This is a genomic window from Stappia stellulata DSM 5886 (assembly GCF_000423705.1).
Lineage (GTDB): Bacteria > Pseudomonadota > Alphaproteobacteria > Rhizobiales > Stappiaceae > Stappia > Stappia stellulata.
This window is the reverse complement of record NZ_KE384082.1, coordinates 25,223-47,763: the sequence shown is the minus strand read 5'-3', so window position 1 is coordinate 47,763 and position 22,541 is coordinate 25,223. Positions and strand designations below refer to the sequence as shown.

Sequence of the window (22,541 nt, the reverse complement as noted above, 5' to 3'; positions counted from 1 at the left end):
GTTTTCCGCAGCGCGTTGTTTGCGGGTGCCTCTCTAGGCCGAGAGCGAGATCGCGGCCAATGGTTCCTTGCCGGCGGCCAGGCGCGCTTCGGCCGCCGGAACGTCCTGCGGGGACACCGGGCGCGACAGGTAGAAGCCCTGCAGCCGGTCGCAGTTGGTGCGCTGCAGGATTGCCGCCTGCTGACGTGTCTCGATGCCTTCCGCGACCACCTTCATGCCGAGCGCATCGCCCAGGTCGATGATCGTCGACAGGATCGAATGCGCGTGGGGGGCGACCTCGAGGTCGGCGATGAAGCTGCGATCGATCTTCAGCGTATCAAAGGGGAAGCGGCGCAGGTAGCTCAGGCTGGAATAGCCGGTGCCGAAGTCGTCGAGCGCGACCCGCACGCCCATTTCCTGAACCTGCTTGAGCGTCGACAGGATGTTGCTGTCGTTGTCGGCGAAGACCGTTTCCGTCACCTCGATTTCCAGCCGGGTCGGTTCGAACTTGCAGGTCTCGAGCGTGTCGCGCAAGTCGTCGATGAAGCGCGGGTGGCGGAACTGGCTGGGCGAGACGTTGACGGCGATGCCCAGATGCGGCCAGGCAGCTGCGTCCTCGCAGGCCTTGCGCAGAACATAGAGGCCGAGCTCGTTGATCAGGCCGATTTCCTCCGCGATGGGGACGAAGACGCTCGGACTGACCGGGCCCATTTTCGGGTCCGTCCAGCGAAGCAGGGCCTCGACCGAGAGCGTCGTCGCGCCATCGATGGTCGTTTGCGGCTGATAGACGACATGAAGCCGGTCCTGTCCGATGGCATCGCGCAGCGCGTGTGCAAGGTTCTCGCGCGTGCGGACATGCTCTTCCATGCTGACGTCGAAGAATGCCCAGCGGCCGCGTCCGGCACCTTTCGCCGAATAGAGCGCGATGTCCGCCTTGCGCAGAAGTTCGCCCATCGACAGGCTGTCGTCGGGAGCGAGCGCCGCGCCGACGCTGAGGCTGACGTGCAGATGGGTTCCGCTGATGTACATCGGAACCGAGAAACGGTCCTGGATGCGGCGCAGGATGTGCTCGATCGACGCGCGCGACGCATAACCGGGAAGCAGCAACGCGAATTCGTCGCCGCTGATGCGGGCAAGGGTCGCTTCGTCGGGCGCGAGCACGCGCAGGCGGCGCGCCGCTTCCCGGATCACCTCGTCGCCCGCCGCATGGCCCAGGGTGTCGTTGATGTCCTTGAAGTGGTCGAGATCGATGTAGATGACGCCGACCAGCCCCTTCTCGGCACTCCAGCCGGCCAGTTCCTCGCGAAAGCGGTCGGCGAAGAAGTCGCGGTTGGCCAGCCCGGTGAGGCTGTCGTGCAGGGCGGCGTGCTGGGCGCGGGCCTCGCTTTCGGCGAGGCGGCGGGTGTTCTGGCGGGTGTAGAACAGCACAACGCCGGTCAGGCCGGCGATCGTCACCGCCAGGAACAGCAGCACAGGACCGACCCCGGACAGGATCTTCGACCCCGGGGTGTTCGCCGTCCAGGTCAGATAGCCGATCGGCATGCCGAGCGGCGAACGAACGTCGAAGGTCGCCGTCTCCTTCGGCTGGTCGGTCCCCGGGGTTGCGTTCAGCCCGTTGACGCCGGAGCGGGTTCCCAGGGCGGACAGGCGCGCGCCTTGCAGCTTTTTCACGCTGACGAGAACGGCCGGCGGCCGCCGCTTCGCGACGAACTGTTTGAGTTCCGGGGAAATGGCGGTGACGGAGACGAAGGCGAGCTCGCCTTCGTGAAGCGCAAACCCGGTTTCGTGAATGGATCGCGTGAAGCCGTTGAGCGGGCGTTCGATCACGAAGAGCCCCGAGGGAAGCGACCTGAAGCGGGTGATGAATTTCGCCCGGGTGCGGGCGATGAGCGGCCAGATGCCGGAGAGCAGCGGGCGGCTCTCGCCCGGATCGATCTGCTGGCCGCGCAACGCATTGTAGATCGGATTGCCGTCTTGGCCGACAATGACAATCTGGTCGTGGCCGTGATTGGCATAGAGCCAGTGGCCCATGTTGGCATCGAGCCATTGGGTGCTGACGCTGACGGGACGCGTGTAGTAGTCGGCCAGATCCCAGACGGCCGCGCCTTCCTGCTCCTTTGCCAGAAGTTCAAGCTGGAGTTGCGTGCTGCCGCGCAAGAGCCGGCGCTCGCTTTCCATCGCGGCGTCATCCGCGGAGCGGGACGTGTAGGCGATCAGGGCGACGGAAAACGCGACCGCAAGCAAAACCAGTCCCACCACGGGGAACAGGATTGCGTTTGCCAGTCTTGCGCCGTTGTCCGTTTTGTTGATTGCCATTTACGCCTCGTTGGGAGCGCACAACGGTCGCATGTTCCGTTTAATAAATAGCATCGAAGCGTAGTTAAAGCGGATTAACGATTGTGGACGATCTCGGGTGATTCGCAACATCCCACATCTTAAGGATGTGGGCGTGCAGCCTGAGGATGCACACGACGTTCCTCTACAGCAGATCAGGGGCGCTCGTAGCGGGAGGGGATTGTCCGCGCCGCGCGACAGCGCCGCGAGCAGAATTTCACGTCGGCCCAGATCGCGGCCCATTTGCGCCGCCATGCAAAGGGACGGCCGCATCCCGCGCACAGCTTTCGCGGAAGGTCGCATTTCTTGCGCATCTTCATGGCCGGACGGACGGTTTCGTCAATGCCGGCGCCCGCCGTTCACGGTGCATGCGAGGCTTTGCCGGCGGCCTGCCGCGCGCGGCGGTGACGCTGCTGCCAGCCCAGAAAGCCGCGATAGCCGGCTTCGGCAAGCTGCCGGATACCGGGAACGGAAAAGATCCAGGCGACATGGCGAAAACCCGGCAGCACCTGCCAGATCCGGGCGAAGGCATCGACGCCGATGTGCCATTCGCCGTCCCGGTCGCGGACATGGAAGCGACCGAGAAGCGCGCTGCGGGTCTTGCCGGTCGGGAGCGCGTCGTCGGCGAGGCGGGTAATGTCTCGCCAGTCGATGGCCTGTGTCTTGTCGATGCGTGCGTAAAAGCGGATTTCGGCGCGACAGACCGGGCAGTCGCCATCGTGAAAGACGGTGATGGCGGGGGTGTTCGTCACGACGCCCCGCTACCGGCCAGGCTTCGCACGATCGCGTCGCGCAACTTCGGCGAACCGGGTGCGGTCATCGGCGTGTACCAGTCGATCAGCCTGCCGTCGGGCCCGATCAGGTATTTGTGGAAATTCCAGCGCGGCTTGCCGAGCGGCCCCGCCTGCTCGCTCGCCCATTTGTAAAACGGCGACGCATTGTCGCCGACCACGGCGGTCTTGTTTGTCAGGGGAAAGTCGACCCGGTAGGCCGACTGGGTAAAATCCTCGATGTCGGCTTCGGTGCCCGGTTCCTGGCCGCCGAAATCGTTGGACGGAACGCCGATCACGACAAGACCCTCGTCGCGGTGCGCCTCGTAGAGCGCCTGCAAGGGGGCATACTGTTTTGTGAAGCTGCAGCGCGAGGCCGTGTTCACCACCAGCACCGTTTTCCCCTTGAAGGCGGAAAGCGGCATCGGGGAGCCGTCGATGGCCGTCAGGGTGAAGTCGTGTGCCGTGGTCGTGTCGCTTGCGACTGCGGCCGGCGCGGTCGTCGCGGCGAGCATCAGTGCCAGAACAACGCGTGAGAACATGTTCGCCTCCTCGGTGTTTCGAGAGGCTTTACGCGCTCGGGTCAGGAATGGATCGACCGGCGCGGCGGGGGAAATGCCGCGCCCGGGTCTCAGGTGATGAGCTGAAGCCCGCGAAAACTGACGTGGCCGTCGCGTCCGACGATGATGTGATCGTGAAGCGCGATGCCGAGCGGCCTGGCGATCTCGGCGATCTGGTTGGTCATCTGGATATCCGCGCGCGAGGGTGTCGGATCGCCGGACGGGTGATTGTGAACGAGAACGATGGCGCTTGCGGAAAGCTCCAGCGCCCGCTTCATCACTTCGCGCGGGTAGACCGGCGTGTGATCGACGGTGCCGCGCTGTTGCACCTCGTCGGCAATCAGCGCGTTCTTCTTGTCGAGGAAGAGAATGCGGAACTCCTCGCGGTCCGAAAAGGCCATGGCGCTGCGGACATAATCCAGCACGGCGGACCAGGAGGAGAGGACCTGTTTGCCCTGAACCTGGCCGCGCAGGAAACGTTGCGCGACCGCATGGGCGAGTTTCAACTCGACGACAACGCGGTCGCCGACGCCCCGCACTTCCTTGAGTCGCGCCGGCGGCGCGGCCAGCACCTCCGCGAAGGAACCGAAGCGGGCGATCAGCGCCTTGGCGATGGGCTTGGTGTCGGCCCGCTTGATCGGGGAAAACAGCAGCAGTTCCAGGAGCTCGTAATCCTGGAGCGTTTCATGGCCGCCGTCGCGGAAGCGCTTGCGGAGCCGGTCGCGATGCCCGTGGAAATGCGGGGCGGACCCGGCGTCGGAAAACCCGTTGCTGTCCTGGCTCATCCGCGCGCCCCTCTCGCACCGTCAGGAGGGGGCGTGCGCGGCGGGATTGTCGAGCCCGGCTGGCGACAGCGTGAAGATTTCGCAGCCGGTTTCGGTGATGCCGACCGAATGTTCGAATTGCGCCGTCAGCGAGCGGTCGCGGGTCACGGCGGTCCAGCCATCCGACAGGACCTTCACGTGCGGGCGGCCCAGATTGACCATCGGTTCGATGGTGAAGATCATCCCCGGCCTCAGCTCGATGCCCTCGCCGGGCCGGCCGTAGTGCAGGATGTTGGGCATGTCGTGAAACAGTCGTCCGACGCCATGGCCGCAGAAATCGCGCACGACCGAACAGCGCTCGGCTTCGACATAGGACTGGATCGCCGCGCCGATATCGCCGGTGGTGTTGCCCGGGCGGGCGGCCTCGATGCCGCGCAGCAGCGACTCGTAGGTGACCTCGATCAGGCGCTCGGCCGCGCGTTTCGGACGCCCGACCGTGTACATGCGGCTGGAATCGCCGTGCCAGCCGTCGAGAATGAAGGTGACGTCGATGTTGACGATGTCGCCGTCCTTCAAGGGCTTCTCGTTGGGAATGCCGTGACAGACGACGTGATTGATCGAGGTGCAGCTCGACTTCGTGTAGCCGCGATAGTTCAGCGTCGCGGGGATCGCGTTGTGTTCCTCGCCGAAGGCAAAAACGAAGTCGTCGATCTCCTGCGTCGTCGTGCCGGGCCTGATCCGTGCGGCAAGCGCATCGAGACAGCGGGCCGTCAGCTGGCCGGCGCGGTGCATTGCCTCGAAGTCCTTCGGGCCGTAGAGCCGGATCTGTCCGGTGTTCTTGAGGGGAGCCGTTTCGGCGTCGATGTATGTGACCATCGGATTTCCGTCTGCATGAGAGGCCACCCGGCGGGCCATGGATTGCGATCCGACGCGCGGGGTCGCGCGCGTCGATCGGGCCGCACCGGGTGTCCGTGCGTGTCCTGAACTGACTTATAGCCATAAAACGCGCGGACCACGGGTGCAATGCGCATTCCGCCGCGCAGCCGGAAATCCGGCGCCCGGGCCGGTTGCGTTCGCGCGGAGGCCGGCTCGGGCCGATGCCTCTTGCGCGCCCGCGCGCGGGCGGGTACCCAGAACATGCGCGGACGTGGTGGAATTGGTAGACACAAGGGACTTAAAATCCCTCGGCCCCGGCCATGCGGGTTCGAGTCCCGCCGTCCGCACCAGTTTGACCTGATCGCAATTGCCGGCAAACGGCGTATGGCGGATGCGGCGCGGCAGGTGCGGTGCAAGACGCCAGATGGACCGTAGACGACGAAAGACGCCCGACACGTGATCTCGCTGCGCCCTGTTCTCAACGTTCTCGGCTTCCTCTATGTGGGCCTTGCCACCGCCATGCTGATCCCGGCGATGGTGGATGTGGCCGCGCGCAATGCCGACTGGCAGGCCTTCGTCATGTCGGCGCTGGTCACCGGGCTGACCGGGCTGCTCCTGTCGGTCGCGGTCGGCGGTTCGCTCAGCGAGGGGCTGAACATGCGTCAGACCTTCGTGCTGACGACGCTCGCCTGGATGTCGCTGCCGGCCTTCGGGGCGTTGCCCTTCCTGTGGCTGGGCATCGGCTATGCCGATGCCGTGTTCGAGGCCGTGTCCGGCTTCACCACCACGGGGTCCACCGTCCTGTCTGGTCTCGACGGCCTGCCGCCGGGCCTTCTGGTGTGGCGCTCGCTGATGCAGTGGATGGGCGGCGTCGGCATCATCGTCATGGCCATCGTGTTGCTGCCGTTCCTCAAGATCGGCGGCATGCAGCTTTTCCAGACGGAAAGCTCCGACCGCAGCGAGAAGATCGTCGCCCGCTCGATCGAGCTGGTGCGTCTGATCGGCTTTTCCTATCTGTTCCTGACGCTGCTCTGCGCGCTGGCCTATTGGGTCTCCGGGATGAGCGTGTTCGATGCGGTCAACCATGCCTTCACGACCATCGCCACCGGTGGCTATTCCACCCACGACGTGTCCTTCAGCTATTTCACCAATCCGTCGACGGCCTGGGTCGCCATCGTGTTCATGCTGATCGGGTCGCTGCCCTTCGTGCTGCTGATCCAGGCCTTGCGTGGCGAGCCGCTCGCGCTGTGGCGTGATCCGCAGGTGCGTGCCTTCTTCGGATTCGTCGTGCTCGTTTCGCTGGCGGTGACGGTCTATCTCGGCCTGCAGCACCGTGTCCCCTTCGGCGATGCGTTGCGCATGTCGGCCTTCAACATGATCTCGGTCGTGACCGGAACGGGCTATGCCTTCGGCGACTATACCACCTGGGGGGCGCCGGTCGTGGTGCTGGTGCTCTTGCTGAAATTCGTCGGCGGCTGCACCGGCTCGACCACGGGCGGCATCAAGATCTTCCGCTTTCTGGTGTTTTTCGGCACCGTGCGCGCGCATCTCAGGCGCATGGTGCGCCCCAACCGCGTGCTGCCGGAATCCTACGGCAAGGCGCGGCTGACGACCGAACTCTCCTTCTCCGTCCTGGCTTTCCTGGTGGTCTACATGGGCACGGTCGGCGTGCTGACCCTGGCGCTTGCCGGCTTCGACCTCGACCTCGTGACGGCGCTGTCGGCCGCCGCGACCGCGGTTGGCAACGTCGGCCCGGGGCTCGGCCCCATCATCGGGCCGACCGGCAACTTCGCCCCGCTTCCCGATGGCGCCAAGTGGATCCTGTCCTTCGCCATGCTTATGGGACGCCTGGAGCTTTTCACCGTCCTCGTCCTGCTCGATCCGGATTTCTGGTCGCGCTGAGACTTTTGTTCCGGGAGCTCCGGTCTTGCGCTTTTCCTCTCCCTTGCTGTCCGGACGGCTCAAGCGCCGCTACAAGCGCTTCCTCGCCGATGTGGTGCTCGACGGGACCGGCGAGACGGTCACGGCCCATTGCGCCAATCCCGGCGCGATGCTGGGTCTGAAGGAGGAGGGCGCGCGCGTTTATCTCTCGCTGTCGGACAACCCGAAGCGCAAGCTGCGGTATTCCTGGGAGATCGTGGAGGCGGACGGAACGCTGGTCGGCATCAACACCGCACATCCCAACGCGCTGGTGGAAGATGCGCTGCGGGCGGGGCTGATCCCGGAGCTTTCCGGTTTCATTGGCCTGCGCCGTGAGGTGAAATACGGGCGGAATTCGCGCATCGACATCCTGTTGGCGGCGGAGGACGCTACGCTGACCTACGTCGAGGTCAAGAATGTGCATCTGATGCGCAGCGCCGGTCTTGCGGAATTTCCCGATTCGGTGACCGCACGCGGCGCGAAGCATCTGGTGGAGATGTCGGATATGGTGGCTGCCGGGGCGCGGGCCGCGATGGTCTATCTGGTGCAGCGCGGCGATTGCGCGAGGTTGTCCCTGGCACGCGACATCGATCCCGCCTATGCGGCCGCCTTCGATGCCGCGCGGGCGGCGGGCGTGGAGGCCTATGCCATCGGCTGCTCTGTCAGCGTGACGGAAATTGCAGCCGATCGCCTGGTTGTCCTCGATCCGTGAGACGCGGCCGCGGCTACGCGACGCCGGCACCCTGCTGCACGATGATGGGCGCGTTGTTGGGCACCCGCGCCGCCAGGTCGATGATGTCCTGGTTGAGCAGGCGCACGCAGCCCGACGAGACCGCCTTGCCGATGGACCAGACCTCCATCGTGCCATGCACGCGGTAGATCGTGTCGCGACCGCCCTCGAAGATGTAGAGCGCGCGGGCGCCGAGCGGGTTCTGCAGGCCCGGCTCCATGCCGTTGCGGTATTTCTCCAGCTCCGGCTGGCGCTCGATCATTTCCGCCGGCGGCGTCCAGGTCGGCCACGCCCGCTTGTAGGCGATGCGCGCGCGCCCGCCCCAGGAGAAGCCGGCCCGGCCGATGCCGACGCCGTAGCGCAATGCCTGCCCGTTTTCCATCACCAGATAGAGAAACCGGTTCGGGGTGTCGACGACCAGCGTTCCGGGGCGTTCCTGCGTGGGATAGTCCACGACCTGACGGAAGTAGACGGGGTCGAGCTTGCGCAGGTCGACGGCGGGAATCGGGAATTTTTCCTGAGGCATCGCCGCATACATCGCCCGGTAGTAGGGGTCGATCGCGGGCCGTCCGGCGACCGGGGCGGTTCCCGGCGCCGGGCGCCGGGCTGTTCCGGTCGTGCAGCCTGCAAGGGCCAGGCCCGCGGCCCCGGTGATCAGGGCGCGGCGCGTGAGGGTGGTCGTGTTGGCAACGGAGTGTGTCATTGTGTGTCGCATGTCATGAGAAAAGCACTGCTGCCGGCGTGTCGCGCGGCGGCGGAAGATCTATGGCCGGTGGTGTCGGGCGCCTTCAGCGCGGAGGCGGCGTCTGCTGTCCCATCGCAACCGGCGCCGGTGCGCGCCAGACGCTGGGCAAATGCCGTTCCGGATGGCCCGCGGGGCCGCCCAGAAGGGGAGCGAAGGGAACGGTGTAGACGACACAGGAGCCCGCCCGCCCGCAGTCCCGGCCAGAGGTCGCGTCGGCCGCGGCATCGGCGGCCGCGATCGCAGCGGTTCCCGTCGTTACCGTGCTCCTGGAGGCGGAGACCAGGGTGTCGCCCTCGGTCGCCCCGACGCTCGGTGCCGTCATTGCGCGCGGCGTCGCGACGTCGATGTGGAGCGACGCCAGCAACAGCAAAGCGAGGACGAGTGCGCGCCGGGCGCTGTGACGAATTGAACTCATGCGTCGTTATAGCGCTGGAAAATGCGCCGAAATATGGACATGCACTCACTTTTTTGAGAGGGCGCGGCTGCCATGCACCCTGTGCAAGGCCGGGGGGCGCAATGTGAACGCCGGCGTCAGCTCTGCGTGCTCTTCGCGATTGGCGGCTGGAACTGCCAGCCCATGTCCCAGGGAAAATAGATCCAGGTGTCCTGTGAGACCTCGGTCACGAAGGTGTCGACCAGCGGCCGTCCCATCGGCTTGGCATAAACGGTGGCGAAATGCGCGTCCGGCAGCATGTCGCGCACAACCCGCGCCGTCTTGCCGGTGTCGACGAGGTCGTCGATGACGAGGACGCTTGCGCCCTGGCCGCCGTTCAGGTTGACGACGCTTTCGCCGACCGTCTTGATGATCTGCAGGTCGCCCTGTTCCTCGTAGTCGTGATAGGAGGCGATGCAGACGGTCTCGATCATGCGGATGCCGAGTTCACGTGCGACGATGGCGGCGGGCACGAGGCCGCCCCGGGTGATGCAGACGATGGCTTCCCACGTTCCCTGTCCCGACAGGCGCCACGCAAGGGCGCGGCTGTCGCGGTGGAACTGGTCCCAGGAAACGGGAAAGGCTTTCGGCTGTTGCGGGTTTTCCATCGGGGTCGTGTCCTGTTCGAAAGACGGGGTGTCAGGCGGTAATCTGGTCGGCGACCGCGGCGCGAATCGCGTCGGCTGCCGCGGTCATGGCTTCGACGTCGCGCGAGCGCACAACGATCTGGGTCGAGAAACGTCCGTCGTTGGAGCGCGGGTAGGAGCCGATCATGACGCCGGCATGGGCGTCCTGGATCGCGCCGAGCGCGGCGGCGATCCGGCTTTCCGGCACATCCGCGTCGATCGCGGTGGAATGCATCTTCTTGCCCGTCTTCAAGGTGGGGGCAATGGCGTCCAGCATCGCCTGCATGACCGCCGGCACGCCGGCCATGACATGCACATTGCCGATGCGAAAGCCGGGAGCCCTGGAAACGGCATTCTCGATCAGGTCGGCGCCTTGAGGGATGCGCGCCATGCGCAGCCGCGCATCGGTGAGCTGGCCTTGCGGGTAGAAAGCGGTGAGGATTTCCACGGCGCGCGGATCGTGATCGGCGGATACGCCAAAGGCCTTCGCGATGGCATCCGCGGTGATGTCGTCGTGGGTCGGGCCGATGCCGCCGGAGGTGAAGACATAGGTGTAGCGCTCGCGCAGGGCGTTGACCGCCTCGACGATCCGCTCCTCGACGTCCGGCACGATGCGAACCTCGGAGAGGTCCACGCCGATGGCGGTCAGGAATTCGGCCAGATAGCCGATGTTCTTGTCCTTGGTGCGGCCTGACAGGATCTCGTCGCCGATGACGACAAACCCGGCCGTCACGATGTCACCGGTCGCCTGCGTTGTCATAGCCTTGCCTTTTCGGTTTGCGCGCAATGCCTGCCGAGGCCTCACCGGCCTTCGGGCGGGCGCCATCCATACAGCCAATCGAGGCGCGCGAGAAGCCGCTCTCCGCCAAGACCCTTCATGACGGCGTCGCGTGCGAGCGCCATCGGAGCGGACATGTGATAGACGCGGTCGTTGGCTCTGGCGAGGCGCAGAACGCTCTCTGCCCGGTCCTGTCGTTCGGCCTGATAGCGCGACAGCGCATCCGGCAGACGGTCGGTCGTGTCGATGGCACGCGCGAGCGCGTCGGCATCCTCGATCGACATGCCGGCCCCTTGCGCGGCGAAGGGAAGCATGGCGTGCGCCGCATCGCCCAGAAGCGCGAAACGGCCGTTCACCCAGCTCGTTCCCGGGTCCATGCCGCATAGCGCCCACTTGAGATATGTGTCGGGCAGGGAGAGCAGGTCGCGGCATTCGCCCGGCCAGGCTCCGAACCGCGCGAGCAGGGCGGACGTGTCGGCCGGCGTGGACCAGCTTTCCTCCTGCCAGTCCTCGGCGACGAGCGCGACGATGTTGAACTGCTTGCCACCGGATACCGGGTAATGCACGACATGCGCGCGGGGGCCGAGCCACAGGCCGGTCGCGCTGCGCCATTTTGCCGGCACCCGTTCGATGGGAATCACGGCGCGGTAGGCCGTGCGGCCGCTGAAGACGGCCTGGCGCAGGCCCATGACGCGGCGGCGAACGTTCGACCACACACCGTCGGCGCCGACGAGCGCGCCGCCGCTCAGGTGGTCGTTGCCCGTTGCGGTCTCGATCTCGACCTGTACCGCATCGGCGTTCTGGCGGGCATCGCGCACGCGGGTGCCAAGTCGCAGATCGATCCCGGCGGAGGCTCTGGCAGCATCAACAAGGACATGCTGAAGATCGCCCCGGTGGATCACGAGATAGGGCGCGCCGTAACGCGCCTCAGCAGCCGGCCCGAGCGGGATTTCGGCAATCGGCTTGCCGTTGCGCGCCGACATCACACGGATCGCATCGGGCGCGACGGCCTCGCGACGAACCGCCTCCTCCAGCCCGAGCCCGCGCAGGACATGAAGGGCGTTCGGCGACAGTTGCAGGCCGGACCCGATCGGGTCCAGCGCGGGGGCTGCTTCAAGCACCGTGACCGGACGGGCGCGACGCGACAGGGCAATCGCTGCCGTCAGTCCGCCGATCCCTGCGCCGGCAATGAAAAGGGTATCCTGCGGGGTGGAGGCCATTGGCGCTGTGTCTTCAGGGGCGGTCGCCGGCCGCATGGCGTGACCGTCGACGGCTCATCGCGATGAGCGTCGGTTCAAACGGTGACGGGAGCGGCGGACCAGACGCAGTCGGCAGGGTCGGCCTGCGACGGTTCAAGCGCCGGGTTGTGGCGATAGAGCGTCGAGCAATAGGGACACACGATTTCGCTGTCGCCGCCCATGTCGAGATAGACATGCGGGTGATCGAAAGGCGGCTTGGCGCCAATGCACTTGAATTCCTTCGCGCCGATCTCGATCCGCTCGAGACCGGTGTCGTTTTGAAAGTGGGGGACGACACCATCCGCCATCGTGACCATCCGTCGTTCTTGTGGTTGCCAAGTGCGCGGACCATACGCAGGAACTGCGCGCTTGAACAGGGGGCGCGGGCGGGAAATGCGTGCGCCGCAGACGCTGGTGCGCCGCCAGGGCCGGGCCGGGCCGGTGTTGCGGAAGTCCTGCCGGCGGGCGCGGGGTTTTCATCCCCGTCTTGTGCCTCTATCTTAGCGGCTCGTGTTTTTACGTTTACGTCAAGGTAATATCATCATGCCGCATTTCGACTCCGCAGGGCTCCGGCTTGCTTATCTGGACGAGGGCGAGGGAGAGCCCATTTTGCTGATCCACGGGTTTGCCTCGAACAAATCGGTAAACTGGGTCTATCCCGGCTGGGTGGAGATGCTGGTCAAGGCCGGACGCCGGGTGATTGCCATCGACAACCGCGGCCATGGCGAAAGCGACGGCAGTCACGATCCCGACGACTACGGCGCGCCGGCAATGGCTGAAGACGCAAGGCGGCTTCTGGAGCATCTGGGTCTGACCGGCGTGGACGTGATGGGCTATTCGATGGGCGCGCGGATCACCGCCTTTCTCACCTTGAACCATCCCGATCTCGTGCGCAGCGCGATCTTCGGCGGGCTGGGCTACGGAATGATCACGGGGATCGGCAATCCCGAGCCCATCGCCAGCGCGCTGGAGGCGGACAAGCTCTCCGATGTGAAAGACCGCAACGGACGGGCGTTTCGCGCCTTTGCCGACCAGACCAAATCGGATCGCAAGGCGCTGGCCGCCTGCATGCGCTCCTCGCGCCAGAGGATCTCGCAGGACGAGGTCGCCAGGATCGCGCAGCCGGTGCTGGTCGCCGTGGGAACGCGGGACGAGATTGCCGGCTCCGCCGCCGACCTCGCGCGACTGATGCCGCATGCCGAGGTGCTCGACATTCCCAACCGCGATCACATGGTCGCCGTCGGCGACAAGGCCTACAAGGCGGGCGTGCTCGCCTTTCTGGAATCGGTCGCGCGGGTGGATGGGGCATGAGCGCGCGCCAGATCGAACTTTCCGGTGCCGACGGCAACAGGCTCATCGCGGATGTGTATGGCGACACCGGTCGCCCCGCGCTTCTGTTTCACGGCGGCGGACAGACCCGTCACGCCTGGGACGCGACCGGAGCCCGGCTTGCCAGCGGCGGGTTGCAGGCGTGGAGCGTCGACCAGCGCGGCCATGGCGACAGCGACTGGGTCGAGGGGGGCGGTTACCGGTTCGAGGAATTCGGACGCGATGTCGTGGCGGTGGCAGACCGGTTCGCCGATGAGGCCGGCAGCCGACCGATCGCCATCGGCGCCTCGCTCGGAGGGATCGCATCGCTGTTGGCAGAAGGGGCGCTGAAGCCCGGCACCTTGTCGGCGCTGGTGCTTGTCGACATCACGCCGCGGATGGATCCCACGGGGATCAACAAGATCGTCTCCTTCATGGCCGAGCGGATGCACGACGGGTTCGCCAACGTCGAGGAGGCAGCGGACGCCATCGCCAGCTACCTGCCGCATCGTTCGCGACCGAAATCGCTCGACGGGCTTTCCAAGAACCTGCGCCGGCATTCCGACGGCCGCTATCGCTGGCATTGGGATCCGCGCTTCATCGAGCAGCGGGACAACGGCGAGGCGGACGAGCCGCATCACATCGAGGCAGGGCTGATGGCGGCGGCACGTGCGCTGACCATCCCCGTGCTGCTGGTGCGCGGCACGCGTTCGGAGCTCGTCACCGATGCGCATGTCGAGGAGTTCATGACGCTGGTTCCCCATGCGCAATATGCCGACGTGAAGGGCGCCGGCCATATGGTTGCCGGGGACCGCAACGATGCGTTCGCCGGGGCCGTGGTGTCCTTTCTCGACCGTCTGAAAGCCGCCTGACCGGCGTCTTGCCGCCAGTCTTGTCCCCGCTATCCCCCGAACCGCTCCGGCTGTGGATACGTCGCCGCGACGCCTGTCGTCGTGGGGGAGGGGTCTGTCGGTGTCTTTTTTAATTCGTTTTGTAAAAACAATGAATTGTATGGTTAAGCGAATGTTAATTCAGAGCTATAAGACTATGAGTCATCGCTTCAGGAAGATCTGATATCTTCCTGTTTTTGCACAGTAAGTCGCCTTGCGGGGTTTCGTGCTGGAGGGTCTGCTTCATCCATCGCGTGAAGCCCCTCGAAAAGAGAATCATCCCTCAAGCCACGGGCAAGGAATCAGTCCTGCACGGGCACGTCAACCCGGGTGGTCGCATGCCGGCTCGGTCCCCGGCGCATCCATGAGGCTGCGCGGAATCGGTTAACAAAGTGAGTCTGCAGCCGGCCGTCAGTTTCCGGTGAAATTCGGCGTGCGCTTTTCCAGAAAGGCGCTGCGGCCTTCGGCGAAATCGGCGCTGTCGAAACAGGCATTGGCGAGCTGCTCGCAGGCCGCAAGATCCTGCGGGGACATTCCGCCGGCCACGGCGTCGATTGCGGCCTTCGCGGCGGCGAGCGTCAGCGGGGCGCCGAGGGCGACCGTGCCGGCAAGGTCGCGGGTCGCGGTATCGAGGTCGGCGGGCGGGACGAGCATGTCCACCAGTCCCGCCTCGCGGGCCTGCGCAGCGTCGAGCCGCCGGGCTGTGAAGAACATCGTCTTGGCGCACGACGGCCCGACGAGGCGCACGATATCGGCGATGGCCGACGGCGGATAGGCAATGCCCAGACGGGCCGCGGGGATGCCGAATTGCGCCGTCTCGTCGGCAATGCGCAGGTCGCAGGCCGCAGCCAGGCCGAGCCCGCCGCCAAGACAAAAGCCGCGCACCATGGCAACCGTCGGCAAGGGGCAGTCGCGCAGCGCATCGAAGGCGGCGACATTGCTCGCCTCGTAGGCCTGCGCGGAGCGGGCGTCCTTGCGCAGTGTTGCGAACTCGGAAATATCCGCCCCGGCGACGAAGGTCGCGTCTCCGGCGCCGCGCAGGACCACGCAACGCAGGCCCGGCGTCGCGGCAAGGGCGGCAACGGCGCCGGGAAGCGCGCGCCACATTTCCAGCGTGACGGCATTGCGCCGGGCCGGGTTGTGGACGCTCAGCCAGCCGACCGCGCCGTCGACGAAGGTTTCGATGCGCGCGGCGTCCGAAGCGCCGTGGTCGGTTGCCTGCATCGTGCTGTCATCCGTCATGCCGATCAGATCTCCCCCTCGTTCCAGCGCGTTTTGACAGGGCCCTGCGGGAATGTCCAATGATCCGCGCGGGCCTGCGTGCGGCGATCTCGCCAGAAATCGCGAGGCGGTTGCTTGGCTATGGCCATCCCCCGCGCAATCACTATATGATTTCGACAAGTGAAGACTGCATGCGTGCGCGCTTGCCGGCCGGGCCGGTGGCGAAACCGCACCAGCACAGGAGGCGGACATGCCGCAATCCCAGCAAGTATCCGAAGCGGCGGGCCTGCCGCGCCACGATCCCGTGTGGGAGAGACTGCGCGAGGAGGCGGAGGCGATGGTGCGCTGCGAGCCGGCGCTCGCCTCCTTCGCCTATGAAACGGTCCTCAATCACGACCGCCTCGAAGAGGCCGTGGTGCACCGTCTCGCCGACCGGCTCGGTCATGTCGTGGTGTCGCCCTCGCTGATCCGCCAGACCTATCTGGAGGCGCTCGCCGACAGCTCCGCGCTTGGCGACACGTTCCGCGTCGACCTCGTTGCGGTCTACGATCGCGATCCGGCCTGCACGCGTTTCCTGGAGCCGCTGCTCTACTTCAAGGGGTTTCACGCGCTCCAGACACACCGGCTGGCGAACTGGCTGTGGCGGCGCGGGCGCAAGGATTTCGCGCTCTATCTGCAAAGCCGCAATTCCGAGATCTTCCAGGTCGACATCCACCCGGCCGTGCCCGTCGGCAATGGCGTGTTCATGGACCATGCCACCGGCATCGTCATCGGGGCGACGGCGCAAATCGAGGACAATGTCTCGATCCTGCAGAATGTGACGCTCGGCGGCACGGGCAAGGAAGAGGGCGACCGTCATCCCAAGATCCGCCACGGCGTGCTGATCGGGGCCGGTGCCAAGGTGCTCGGCAATATCGAGATCGGCCATTGCTCCAAGGTCGCGTCAGGCTCGGTGGTCCTGAGCGACGTTCCGGCCAACTCCACGGTCGCCGGCGTGCCGGCGCGGGTCGTCGGCGAGGCCGGCTGCAGCGAGCCGTCGCGCACGATGGACCAGCTCATCGTATCGGAGGCGGGCGCCGCCACCGACGGGTGAGGGGCGGCTTTCGCGCATCCAACGTCGCCCTGTCGCGCCCCGGAATGCGGGGAGGGGTTGGGGAAAGCCGGGGTTTGGTCTTGGTTCGGGGCCGCGAATGTGTAGGCTTGCGCGCTTCGGAGCGGGTCGGTCTGCCATGATTTGCCGAAACGTCAGGCCTTGACGTTTGCCGGCGTTCATTGCATCGCGACCCGACGACACCCCCTGAACCGCCGCGTGACGCGGCGGTCCGCTTAAAGGAGCGCTTCCGTGAAGCCTGACGAAATCCGCAAGCTCGAGGACTATCTGCAGAAGAAATTCGAACTTCCCAAGCTTGCCGTGCGGGCGAGGCCCAACAAGGACGATTCCGCGGAAGTCTATATCGCCGACGAGTTCATCGGCGTCCTGTACCGCGACGACGACGATGACGACCTGAGCTGGAGCTTCCAGATGTCCATCCTCGAATTCGATATCGTGGAAGGCTAGAAGACCCGAACGACGGACGGCTGGAGCGGGGGAGGCGCGCAAGACGCGCCCTTGCTCCGCGTCCGGCAGGTCCGGTGCCGCCGTCCGCGGCGCGCCGGCTACGGCGCGAAAGAGGCGACCAGCGAGGCAATCGCGGCGTCCATGCGCCGCCAGTCCGCAAGATGCGTCTGGCGAAAGCGGTAGGTCGCCAGCAGACCGGTCCCGATGCGGATCGTGCGCTCGCAATTCGCCGCCAGCGCCTGGTCGCGCGGCGTGAAGCAGCGCGCGGCGAACAGTTTTCCGCCATCGTTCCTGTGGGCCACGAAATCCGTGCCCGCCAGTCCGTCCCCGGCAAGGGGAAGCAGCGCGAGCCCTTCCGGCCCCGGGAAGGCGTCGGCCGATGCCAGCGACATCCACACCTGCGTGAAGCGCTCATTGGTATCGAGCGCGCCCGTATCCGCGCGCAGCGCCAGCGAGATCACGGGCGAGCGGTCGCCCGTATCGGCGAAGTCCCGCGCGTTTGTCTGGGTATATCCTTCAAGCGATGGCCACAGCACCGCCAGATGCAGCGTGTCGACCGCTCCGCCGGCGGCGCGCTCGGCGGAGTGGCGCATCATGTTGGCGGGAATGGCCTGGCGGATGTCGCCAATGTCGACCGGAACGCGCTCCCGGCTTTGCGTCCAGCTGCTCGGCTGGCTTGTGTAAGACATCCACTTTCCGACGGTGTGCGCCACAAGCGCCGTGCCGACCAGGGCCAGCGCCACCACCATCGGCGTGAAATGGCGCGCCCGCATCCCGGTTCCGTTGGGCAGGGTTATCGGCATCATGCGCGAACTCCGCGCAGTGGCGCCGCACCGGCCGAAATCGGGCCGGGCGTGTCCCGTCGGGGGACGCCTGTCCCGTCCTGACGCGGATCGTGCCGCCGAGTGTGCCCCATTTTATGGTTACCGGTCTGTTAATGCGCCACGACAAACGGCACGCGAATTGCTGGAACGAAAGCGACGTTTCTGTTTAAGGTTCGGTGAGATTAGGTTAACGGGAGGTTAACGGGCGAATGACTGACTTGGCACTGGCTGCCTATATCGGCTGCGCGGGGTTTGTGGTGGCCGGGATTCTCGGCAGTTTCTATCAGCTCCTGACCGGTGAGCCGCTGAAATTCGCGATTTCCGTCGAGACCTGGGTGAAGGGGGTCTTCTCCTGCCTTTTGTGTGTCTTCGCAGGTCCGTTCATCATCATGCGCAATGCGATTCGCGGCCGCAAGGTCGAGCAGCGCCCGCTCGGCTGGCTGGTCGCCTCGTCGACGATCGCCGGCATGTGGTCGTTGTGCTCGGGGGTGTTCGTGTTGCAGATCGCCTTTACCATCCTGTTGTAGGCCCCTGCGGCCGCCGGACGTTTCATCATTTCCCGAGCGGGAGGTCGACATGGCCATTTATCAGCTCGACGACGGCATCCCGGGCCTGCCGGATGCCGGACAGTTCTGGATCGCGCCCTGTGCGTCGGTGATCGGCAGCGTGGTGTTGAAACGCCACGCCAGCGTGTGGTTCGGCGCCGTCCTGCGCGGCGACAACGAGACGATCACCCTGGGCGAGGGAACCAATGTCCAGGACGGGTGCGTCCTCCACACGGATATGGGGTTTCCGCTCGATATCGGACGCAATTGCACCATCGGCCACAAGGCCATCCTTCATGGCTGCACGATCGGCGACAACAGCCTTGTGGGCATGGGCGCGACCGTGCTGAACGGTGCAAGGATCGGACGAAACTGCATCGTCGGCGCGAATGCCCTGATCGCGGAGGGCAAGGAGATCCCCGACAATTCGCTCGTGGTGGGAATGCCGGGGCGTGTCGTGCGACAACTGGACGAGGCGGCGGCGCAAGGGATCACGGCGTCGGCTGACAATTACGTCCGCAACTGGCAGCGGTTTCTCGCCGGGCTGACCCGGCTGCCGGAATAAAAAAAAGGCCGGTCCCGAAGGACCGGCCCGGCAACCCGACACTGGGTGTGGGGAGGGGGTACGCCGGATTGCCAAAGTTGGGCGCGTATGGTGCGTCAGTTGGTTAGGCTTGCGACGGTGCTGACCCGCTGGTCGCTGATCGCGGCCCATTTGGCCGGATGCCCGGTGGATTGCCGTTTCACGAAACGGTAGGGAGACGAATACCAGGGCAACACCGCCTCGATCTGATTGTCGAGAATGACGTCTCCCTGATCCGTGCGCACGGTGAGAACCGCATGCCCGGCGTTGTCGGTGTCCTTGACCACCGTGATAAGCAGCGCACTGCGCGGCCAGCCGCGGTTTTGCAGCACACGCTGCTTTTCAAGAACGTATTCCTCGCAATCGCCCGCCCCGCCGCTGGGAAACGTCCAGTATTCCTCCACGCCGAACAGCTCGATGTCCGTGACGGGGCGTATCTGACGGTTGACCTCGTCGTTGACGGCGATCAGTTCGTTCCACCGCTCCCGGTTCAGCTTGACAACGACGGCGTCGCGGTTCGCCCCGCCGCATTCGCCGGGGTTTTCGCTGCAAAATCCGACATGTCCGGCCGGAGCGCGTGTCGCGCCGTCGACGTCCATGAAGCGGCCGGTCTGCGTCTCCGCATTCGCCGCCGATGAGGCAGCGCCGAGAAGGCAGGCGAAAGAAAATGCGATTGCTTTGCTTTTGAATGTCATGTCTATCCCTTCCCCAAGGTTGGATAGACCATGCATTCAGCGGTTTGATTTCAGAATAAAAACAACATATACATTAAAATCAAAGTCTATTTGAATTATAAGATAATAATAGTCAAATTGAACTCTATTTTGATTCAAATTTTAGCGGTCGCGATCCTGGCATCTTGCACCGACGCCAATGTGTTCAGGGAAAGCGGGGGGCGATTGCGACCGGTCTGTGCGGGCACGCAGGGCCGCGGAGCGCCGGGGCGACTGCCGAGAGATCTTGCAAGATTCTGATTTGTATAGAGTTTTTGTGGCGACTCTTCGCGGCGCGTTCGATGGGACGTCGGTCCCTGCCGAGGCGCGCGCGTCCGTTCCCGGGTGGGGTCAGGAACGATGGAGGGTTGGTGCGCCGGCGACAAAGCCGCGCGGGGACAGCGCCGAGGACGGGGTGTGACAGGCGCCGAAGGCCATGCGGTCCGCTTTCAGACGGCCCCCTGACCGGGACATTTTTTTTGAAAAAAATGCGAGAAAGTGGCGGGCAGCCGTTCGAGCGTCAGGAAATATGACGTTCAAGAAGGTCGCGGTTCTGGATGTGTGCGAATTCGACCGCGATTCCATCCTCGGTGTGGCGCACGATCCGTGCCCGCATCTTGCCGATGTCGATGGAAATTCCCAGTTCCGGCCGCACGTCGGTTTTCAGCGAGGCGCCCGACAGCGACACATCGACGATCCGGCACTTGTAGGAGCGTCCGTCCGGAAGAACGATCTTGGTGACCGGATTCTTGGGTGTGAAGCGCTCGTGCCTGCGGTCTTCCGGCAGGTTGAGAATATCGCGGTTCGCGAGCCAGGTAAGCACGTTTGCAAGCTTGTCGCGCTTGCGGGCGGTGGCATTCAGGCGGATCGCGAAGCCGCCCTCGATCTCGCGGACCACCTCACCCTCGACGCGTCCGATATGGTCGAGGTAGGCGATGACCCGTTCGCCGACACGGGCGCTGACCGGGGCGATGAGGGCCGCCCCGCCGGGAGACATGTCGACAACCTGACAGGGGTATTCCTGACGATCCTCGAGCATGAAGCGGCCGAGAAGATTGACGCCCACACGGCTATGCCGGCGCCGGTCGAGCCGTTTGGCGGCTTCCGACGTCTGATAAGTTAGTGCCGTGGCCTGCGCCATCCGTCGTCGACCTTCCCTGGAGCGCAGCGGCAGGACGTGCCGCGCTTACGCTGCATCCCGAAAATAGGCAAGGACGGTTAATAGACGGTAAGTGAGTGTGGCGAAGATGTGCGTGTCAGCTCTTTCCGCCGTCGATGACCATCAAATGCTGTACCTGACGCCCGCCGTTGGCAATCGACGCCGGCACAAACCCGGGGGTTTGTCCGATATTGGGAACGGTGCTGGTCGCGCGGGCGGTGTTGGTCGACAGAAAGGCCGGGCGCTCGTCGGGCCAGATCAGCCGGACGCTCTTGACGGTCTGGGACAGGATCGGATGCATGCCGGCCCAATAGGGCTGTTCCAAAGCGACACAGGCACCGAGAACACGATTGCAGCCTTCGCCGGGAATGTGCAGCGGCAGCAGGACCATTTCCATGTCGACGCTCTGACCGCGTTCGGTGAAGCCGCTCAGCCCGACCACGGCCGCGGCCGCGTCTTCGGTGATTGCCGCAAGCAACGTCGCCAGCGCTTCATGGTCTTCTTCCGACCAGCCGCGCAGGATATTGCGGTTCTTCAGCTCGCGGCAGTGCAGGGCGCAAAGGCGCGTGCCGGCGAGGCGGAAGCGATAGGTTTGGGGGTCGACCAGTTCCAGGATGAAGGTGTCGCCCAGGATGCTGCGAATGCTACCCGGTTCGATCTCGCTGCGGTCCGGGGCCGGCCGTCCGTCGCGCAAGGCGTCCCAATAATCGTACAGGCGCTGCGTCACAGGGTGTTTCATGGTCTCGTCGCCCCTCGTTTCGGTTCCGGTTGATCGCCGCCGCCACCCGTTTTGTCCCTGTTTGGAACGTCTGGCGGTGCGATCGGTCGTTCTGGGAGAAGCGAAGCAGGGCGTGTGCCACGCATTCGATCTTTTGGGTTTACCTGGTGTTAAGGTTAACAAAGGCTTTCGATTGCCGCAGACAGCGCGGGGCGCGAAGGTGGCTTCGTTGGTTTTGCTGACGTGACGAGCACAGGCGTCTCCACCGGAGACCCGCAGAAATCCTTGAGACCGCTTCGCATGCCGCCAGGCACGCCAGGCGGTTTCTTTTTGCCTGCGCCACGCGGCGACTTGAACTGTCTCCCGATTGGTCCAAGTTGCGGTATGCATCGGCCCGTGCCGGCGACGCCCGGCCTTTCACAAGGAAGCCGCAATGACCGTACCCGACGTCCGGGGCTCTTCGCCGGAAGGGCCGCCGCCCTCCGAGCCGATCTTCAATCTCCCCTCCGTTATCACCTGGCTGGCGGGGATCCTCATCGTCGTTCATGTCGTGAGCGCGGTGTTTCTGTCACGCGACGCAGCCTTCGAGCTGATCATCGCCTTCGGGTTTCTCCCCGCGCGTTATTCGGCAGACTTCCTTCCCGGCGTGGCGTTGCCCGGCGGGGCGGGGGCCGATGTGTGGACCTTCCTGACCTACGCATTCCTGCATGGCGGCTGGGCCCATCTCTTCGTCAACGTGCTGTGGATGGCCGTGTTCGGCAGCGCCGTGGCCCGCCGGCTCGGCACGGTGCGGTTTCTCGTGCTGTCGGCGCTTTGCGCGGTCTCCGGCGCGGCCCTGCATCTCGCCCTGCATTTCGGCGAGCAGGTCCCGATGATCGGCGCCTCGGCCGCGATTTCAGGACAGATGGCGGCGGCCACGCGGTTCGTGTTTCAGGATGGCGGCCCGCTCGGCACCTTCCGCCGCGCGGATGCGGCGGCCTATCTGGTTCCGGCCAAGGGCGTGATCGACTCGCTCGCCAATCCGCGCGTCGCCATGTTCCTGACCGTGTGGTTCGGGATCAATCTCGTGTTCGGACTGATCTCGACGCCGTTCGGCGGAGCGAGCGGAAGCGTTGCCTGGGAGGCTCACATCGGGGGCTTCGTGGCCGGTTTCGCCTTGTTTTCCCTGTTCGATCCCGTGCCGCGCCGAGGGCAGTGATCCTTCCGCCAACGGCAATTGCGGATTGCACCCCCGACAGGATTTGTCATGATGAGACAGGCGGGTCCTTC

At 65.2% G+C, this 22,541-nt stretch carries 26 protein-coding genes and 1 tRNA gene; 10 read left to right on the top strand and 17 right to left on the bottom strand.

Features of this window, described 5'->3' with window-relative positions; genetic code table 11:
• Positions 1 to 33 precede the first annotated feature (33 nt).
• The 6 genes from G572_RS23665 to map all read right to left on the bottom strand — a co-directional run bounded on the left by G572_RS23665 (position 34) and on the right by map (position 5,283).
• Complete coding sequence (locus tag G572_RS23665; RefSeq protein WP_037546805.1) at positions 34 to 2,295, bottom strand: bifunctional diguanylate cyclase/phosphodiesterase; 2,262 nt, start codon at positions 2,293 to 2,295, stop codon at positions 34 to 36.
• 173 nt (positions 2,296 to 2,468) lie between these two features.
• Positions 2,469 to 2,627 carry a DUF2256 domain-containing protein gene (locus G572_RS25950; protein WP_208979105.1) on the bottom strand — a complete coding sequence of 53 codons (159 nt, stop codon included), beginning with the start codon at positions 2,625 to 2,627 and terminating at the stop codon, positions 2,469 to 2,471.
• A 45-nt stretch (positions 2,628 to 2,672) separates the two neighbouring features.
• Complete coding sequence (locus G572_RS23660; RefSeq protein WP_037546803.1) at positions 2,673 to 3,065, bottom strand: thiol-disulfide oxidoreductase DCC family protein; 393 nt, start codon at positions 3,063 to 3,065, stop codon at positions 2,673 to 2,675.
• Positions 3,062 to 3,625 (bottom strand): glutathione peroxidase, encoded by a 564-nt coding sequence (locus G572_RS0112500; protein ID WP_051242290.1) that lies wholly within the window; start codon positions 3,623 to 3,625, stop codon positions 3,062 to 3,064. Before G572_RS0112500 ends, G572_RS23660 begins: the two co-directional genes overlap by 4 nt.
• 89 nt (positions 3,626 to 3,714) lie before the next feature.
• A complete protein-coding gene (radC, locus tag G572_RS0112495; RefSeq protein WP_029058774.1) occupies positions 3,715 to 4,428 on the bottom strand; it encodes a RadC family protein in 714 nt (237 codons plus the stop codon).
• Between the two features lie 21 nt (positions 4,429 to 4,449).
• The gene (gene map, locus G572_RS0112490) at positions 4,450 to 5,283 is read right to left on the bottom strand and encodes a type I methionyl aminopeptidase (protein WP_029058773.1); all 834 of its coding nucleotides are present in this window, start codon (positions 5,281 to 5,283) and stop codon (positions 4,450 to 4,452) included.
• A 265-nt stretch (positions 5,284 to 5,548) separates the two neighbouring features.
• On the opposite strand from map, the gene G572_RS0112485 reads away from it, so the two are divergent.
• The 3 genes from G572_RS0112485 to sfsA all read left to right on the top strand — a co-directional run bounded on the left by G572_RS0112485 (position 5,549) and on the right by sfsA (position 7,915).
• Positions 5,549 to 5,633: transfer RNA gene (locus tag G572_RS0112485), tRNA-Leu, on the top strand.
• A 106-nt stretch (positions 5,634 to 5,739) separates the two neighbouring features.
• The gene (locus tag G572_RS0112480; RefSeq protein ID WP_029058772.1) at positions 5,740 to 7,185 is read left to right on the top strand and encodes a TrkH family potassium uptake protein; all 1,446 of its coding nucleotides are present in this window, start codon (positions 5,740 to 5,742) and stop codon (positions 7,183 to 7,185) included.
• Positions 7,186 to 7,210: 25 nt separating this feature from the next.
• Positions 7,211 to 7,915, top strand: a complete 705-nt coding sequence (gene sfsA, locus G572_RS0112475; RefSeq protein ID WP_029058771.1) for a DNA/RNA nuclease SfsA — start codon at positions 7,211 to 7,213, stop codon at positions 7,913 to 7,915.
• A gap of 13 nt (positions 7,916 to 7,928) precedes the next feature.
• Here the strand turns inward: sfsA and G572_RS0112470 are convergent, their stop codons facing one another.
• The 6 genes from G572_RS0112470 to G572_RS0112445 all read right to left on the bottom strand — a co-directional run bounded on the left by G572_RS0112470 (position 7,929) and on the right by G572_RS0112445 (position 12,061).
• Entirely contained in the window at positions 7,929 to 8,636 is a 708-nt protein-coding gene (locus G572_RS0112470) for a L,D-transpeptidase (protein WP_029058770.1), read from the bottom strand.
• An 85-nt stretch (positions 8,637 to 8,721) separates the two neighbouring features.
• On the bottom strand, positions 8,722 to 9,093 hold the full coding sequence (locus G572_RS0112465) for a hypothetical protein (RefSeq protein ID WP_156884594.1): 372 nt from the start codon (positions 9,091 to 9,093) through the stop codon (positions 8,722 to 8,724).
• A gap of 116 nt (positions 9,094 to 9,209) precedes the next feature.
• On the bottom strand, positions 9,210 to 9,719 hold the full coding sequence (gpt, locus tag G572_RS0112460; protein WP_029058768.1) for a xanthine phosphoribosyltransferase: 510 nt from the start codon (positions 9,717 to 9,719) through the stop codon (positions 9,210 to 9,212).
• Between the two features lie 31 nt (positions 9,720 to 9,750).
• Entirely contained in the window at positions 9,751 to 10,497 is a 747-nt protein-coding gene (locus tag G572_RS0112455; RefSeq protein ID WP_029058767.1) for a competence/damage-inducible protein A, read from the bottom strand.
• A gap of 41 nt (positions 10,498 to 10,538) precedes the next feature.
• A complete protein-coding gene (locus G572_RS0112450) occupies positions 10,539 to 11,735 on the bottom strand; it encodes an FAD-dependent monooxygenase (protein ID WP_029058766.1) in 1,197 nt (398 codons plus the stop codon).
• Between the two features lie 74 nt (positions 11,736 to 11,809).
• Positions 11,810 to 12,061: a zinc-finger domain-containing protein gene (locus G572_RS0112445; RefSeq protein ID WP_029058765.1), complete on the bottom strand. Its 252-nt coding sequence runs from the start codon at positions 12,059 to 12,061 to the stop codon at positions 11,810 to 11,812.
• 235 nt (positions 12,062 to 12,296) lie between these two features.
• Here G572_RS0112445 and G572_RS0112440 point away from each other — a divergent pair, with 235 nt between their 5' ends.
• Positions 12,297 to 13,064, top strand: a complete 768-nt coding sequence (locus G572_RS0112440) for an alpha/beta fold hydrolase (protein ID WP_029058764.1) — start codon at positions 12,297 to 12,299, stop codon at positions 13,062 to 13,064.
• On the top strand, positions 13,061 to 13,933 hold the full coding sequence (locus G572_RS0112435; RefSeq protein ID WP_029058763.1) for an alpha/beta fold hydrolase: 873 nt from the start codon (positions 13,061 to 13,063) through the stop codon (positions 13,931 to 13,933). The genes G572_RS0112440 and G572_RS0112435 overlap by 4 nt, the downstream gene beginning before the upstream one ends.
• 429 nt (positions 13,934 to 14,362) lie before the next feature.
• On the opposite strand, the gene G572_RS0112430 is transcribed toward G572_RS0112435, so the two are convergent.
• On the bottom strand, positions 14,363 to 15,193 hold the full coding sequence (locus tag G572_RS0112430; protein WP_245566213.1) for an enoyl-CoA hydratase: 831 nt from the start codon (positions 15,191 to 15,193) through the stop codon (positions 14,363 to 14,365).
• A 229-nt stretch (positions 15,194 to 15,422) separates the two neighbouring features.
• Here G572_RS0112430 and cysE point away from each other — a divergent pair, with 229 nt between their 5' ends.
• Positions 15,423 to 16,265 (top strand): serine O-acetyltransferase, encoded by an 843-nt coding sequence (cysE, locus tag G572_RS0112425; RefSeq protein ID WP_029058761.1) that lies wholly within the window; start codon positions 15,423 to 15,425, stop codon positions 16,263 to 16,265.
• A gap of 249 nt (positions 16,266 to 16,514) precedes the next feature.
• Complete coding sequence (locus G572_RS0112420; protein WP_029058760.1) at positions 16,515 to 16,730, top strand: DUF3126 family protein; 216 nt, start codon at positions 16,515 to 16,517, stop codon at positions 16,728 to 16,730.
• A 98-nt stretch (positions 16,731 to 16,828) separates the two neighbouring features.
• On the opposite strand, the gene G572_RS0112415 is transcribed toward G572_RS0112420, so the two are convergent.
• Positions 16,829 to 17,536, bottom strand: a complete 708-nt coding sequence (locus tag G572_RS0112415; RefSeq protein WP_037546800.1) for a hypothetical protein — start codon at positions 17,534 to 17,536, stop codon at positions 16,829 to 16,831.
• Positions 17,537 to 17,763: 227 nt separating this feature from the next.
• On the opposite strand from G572_RS0112415, the gene G572_RS0112410 reads away from it, so the two are divergent.
• The gene (locus G572_RS0112410; RefSeq protein ID WP_029058758.1) at positions 17,764 to 18,081 is read left to right on the top strand and encodes a DUF6949 family protein; all 318 of its coding nucleotides are present in this window, start codon (positions 17,764 to 17,766) and stop codon (positions 18,079 to 18,081) included.
• A gap of 49 nt (positions 18,082 to 18,130) precedes the next feature.
• On the top strand, positions 18,131 to 18,664 hold the full coding sequence (locus tag G572_RS0112405; protein ID WP_029058757.1) for a gamma carbonic anhydrase family protein: 534 nt from the start codon (positions 18,131 to 18,133) through the stop codon (positions 18,662 to 18,664).
• Between the two features lie 95 nt (positions 18,665 to 18,759).
• Here G572_RS0112405 and G572_RS0112400 read toward each other — a convergent pair whose 3' ends face one another.
• The 3 genes from G572_RS0112400 to G572_RS0112390 form a co-directional block, all read right to left on the bottom strand.
• On the bottom strand, positions 18,760 to 19,377 hold the full coding sequence (locus G572_RS0112400) for a transglutaminase-like cysteine peptidase (RefSeq protein ID WP_029058756.1): 618 nt from the start codon (positions 19,375 to 19,377) through the stop codon (positions 18,760 to 18,762).
• Positions 19,378 to 19,915: 538 nt separating this feature from the next.
• Positions 19,916 to 20,536: a PilZ domain-containing protein gene (locus G572_RS0112395; protein ID WP_029058755.1), complete on the bottom strand. Its 621-nt coding sequence runs from the start codon at positions 20,534 to 20,536 to the stop codon at positions 19,916 to 19,918.
• A 115-nt stretch (positions 20,537 to 20,651) separates the two neighbouring features.
• Positions 20,652 to 21,293: a PAS domain-containing protein gene (locus tag G572_RS0112390; RefSeq protein WP_029058754.1), complete on the bottom strand. Its 642-nt coding sequence runs from the start codon at positions 21,291 to 21,293 to the stop codon at positions 20,652 to 20,654.
• A 412-nt stretch (positions 21,294 to 21,705) separates the two neighbouring features.
• Here G572_RS0112390 and G572_RS23655 point away from each other — a divergent pair, with 412 nt between their 5' ends.
• Entirely contained in the window at positions 21,706 to 22,470 is a 765-nt protein-coding gene (locus G572_RS23655; protein WP_037546797.1) for a rhomboid family intramembrane serine protease, read from the top strand.
• Positions 22,471 to 22,541: the final 71 nt, after the last annotated feature.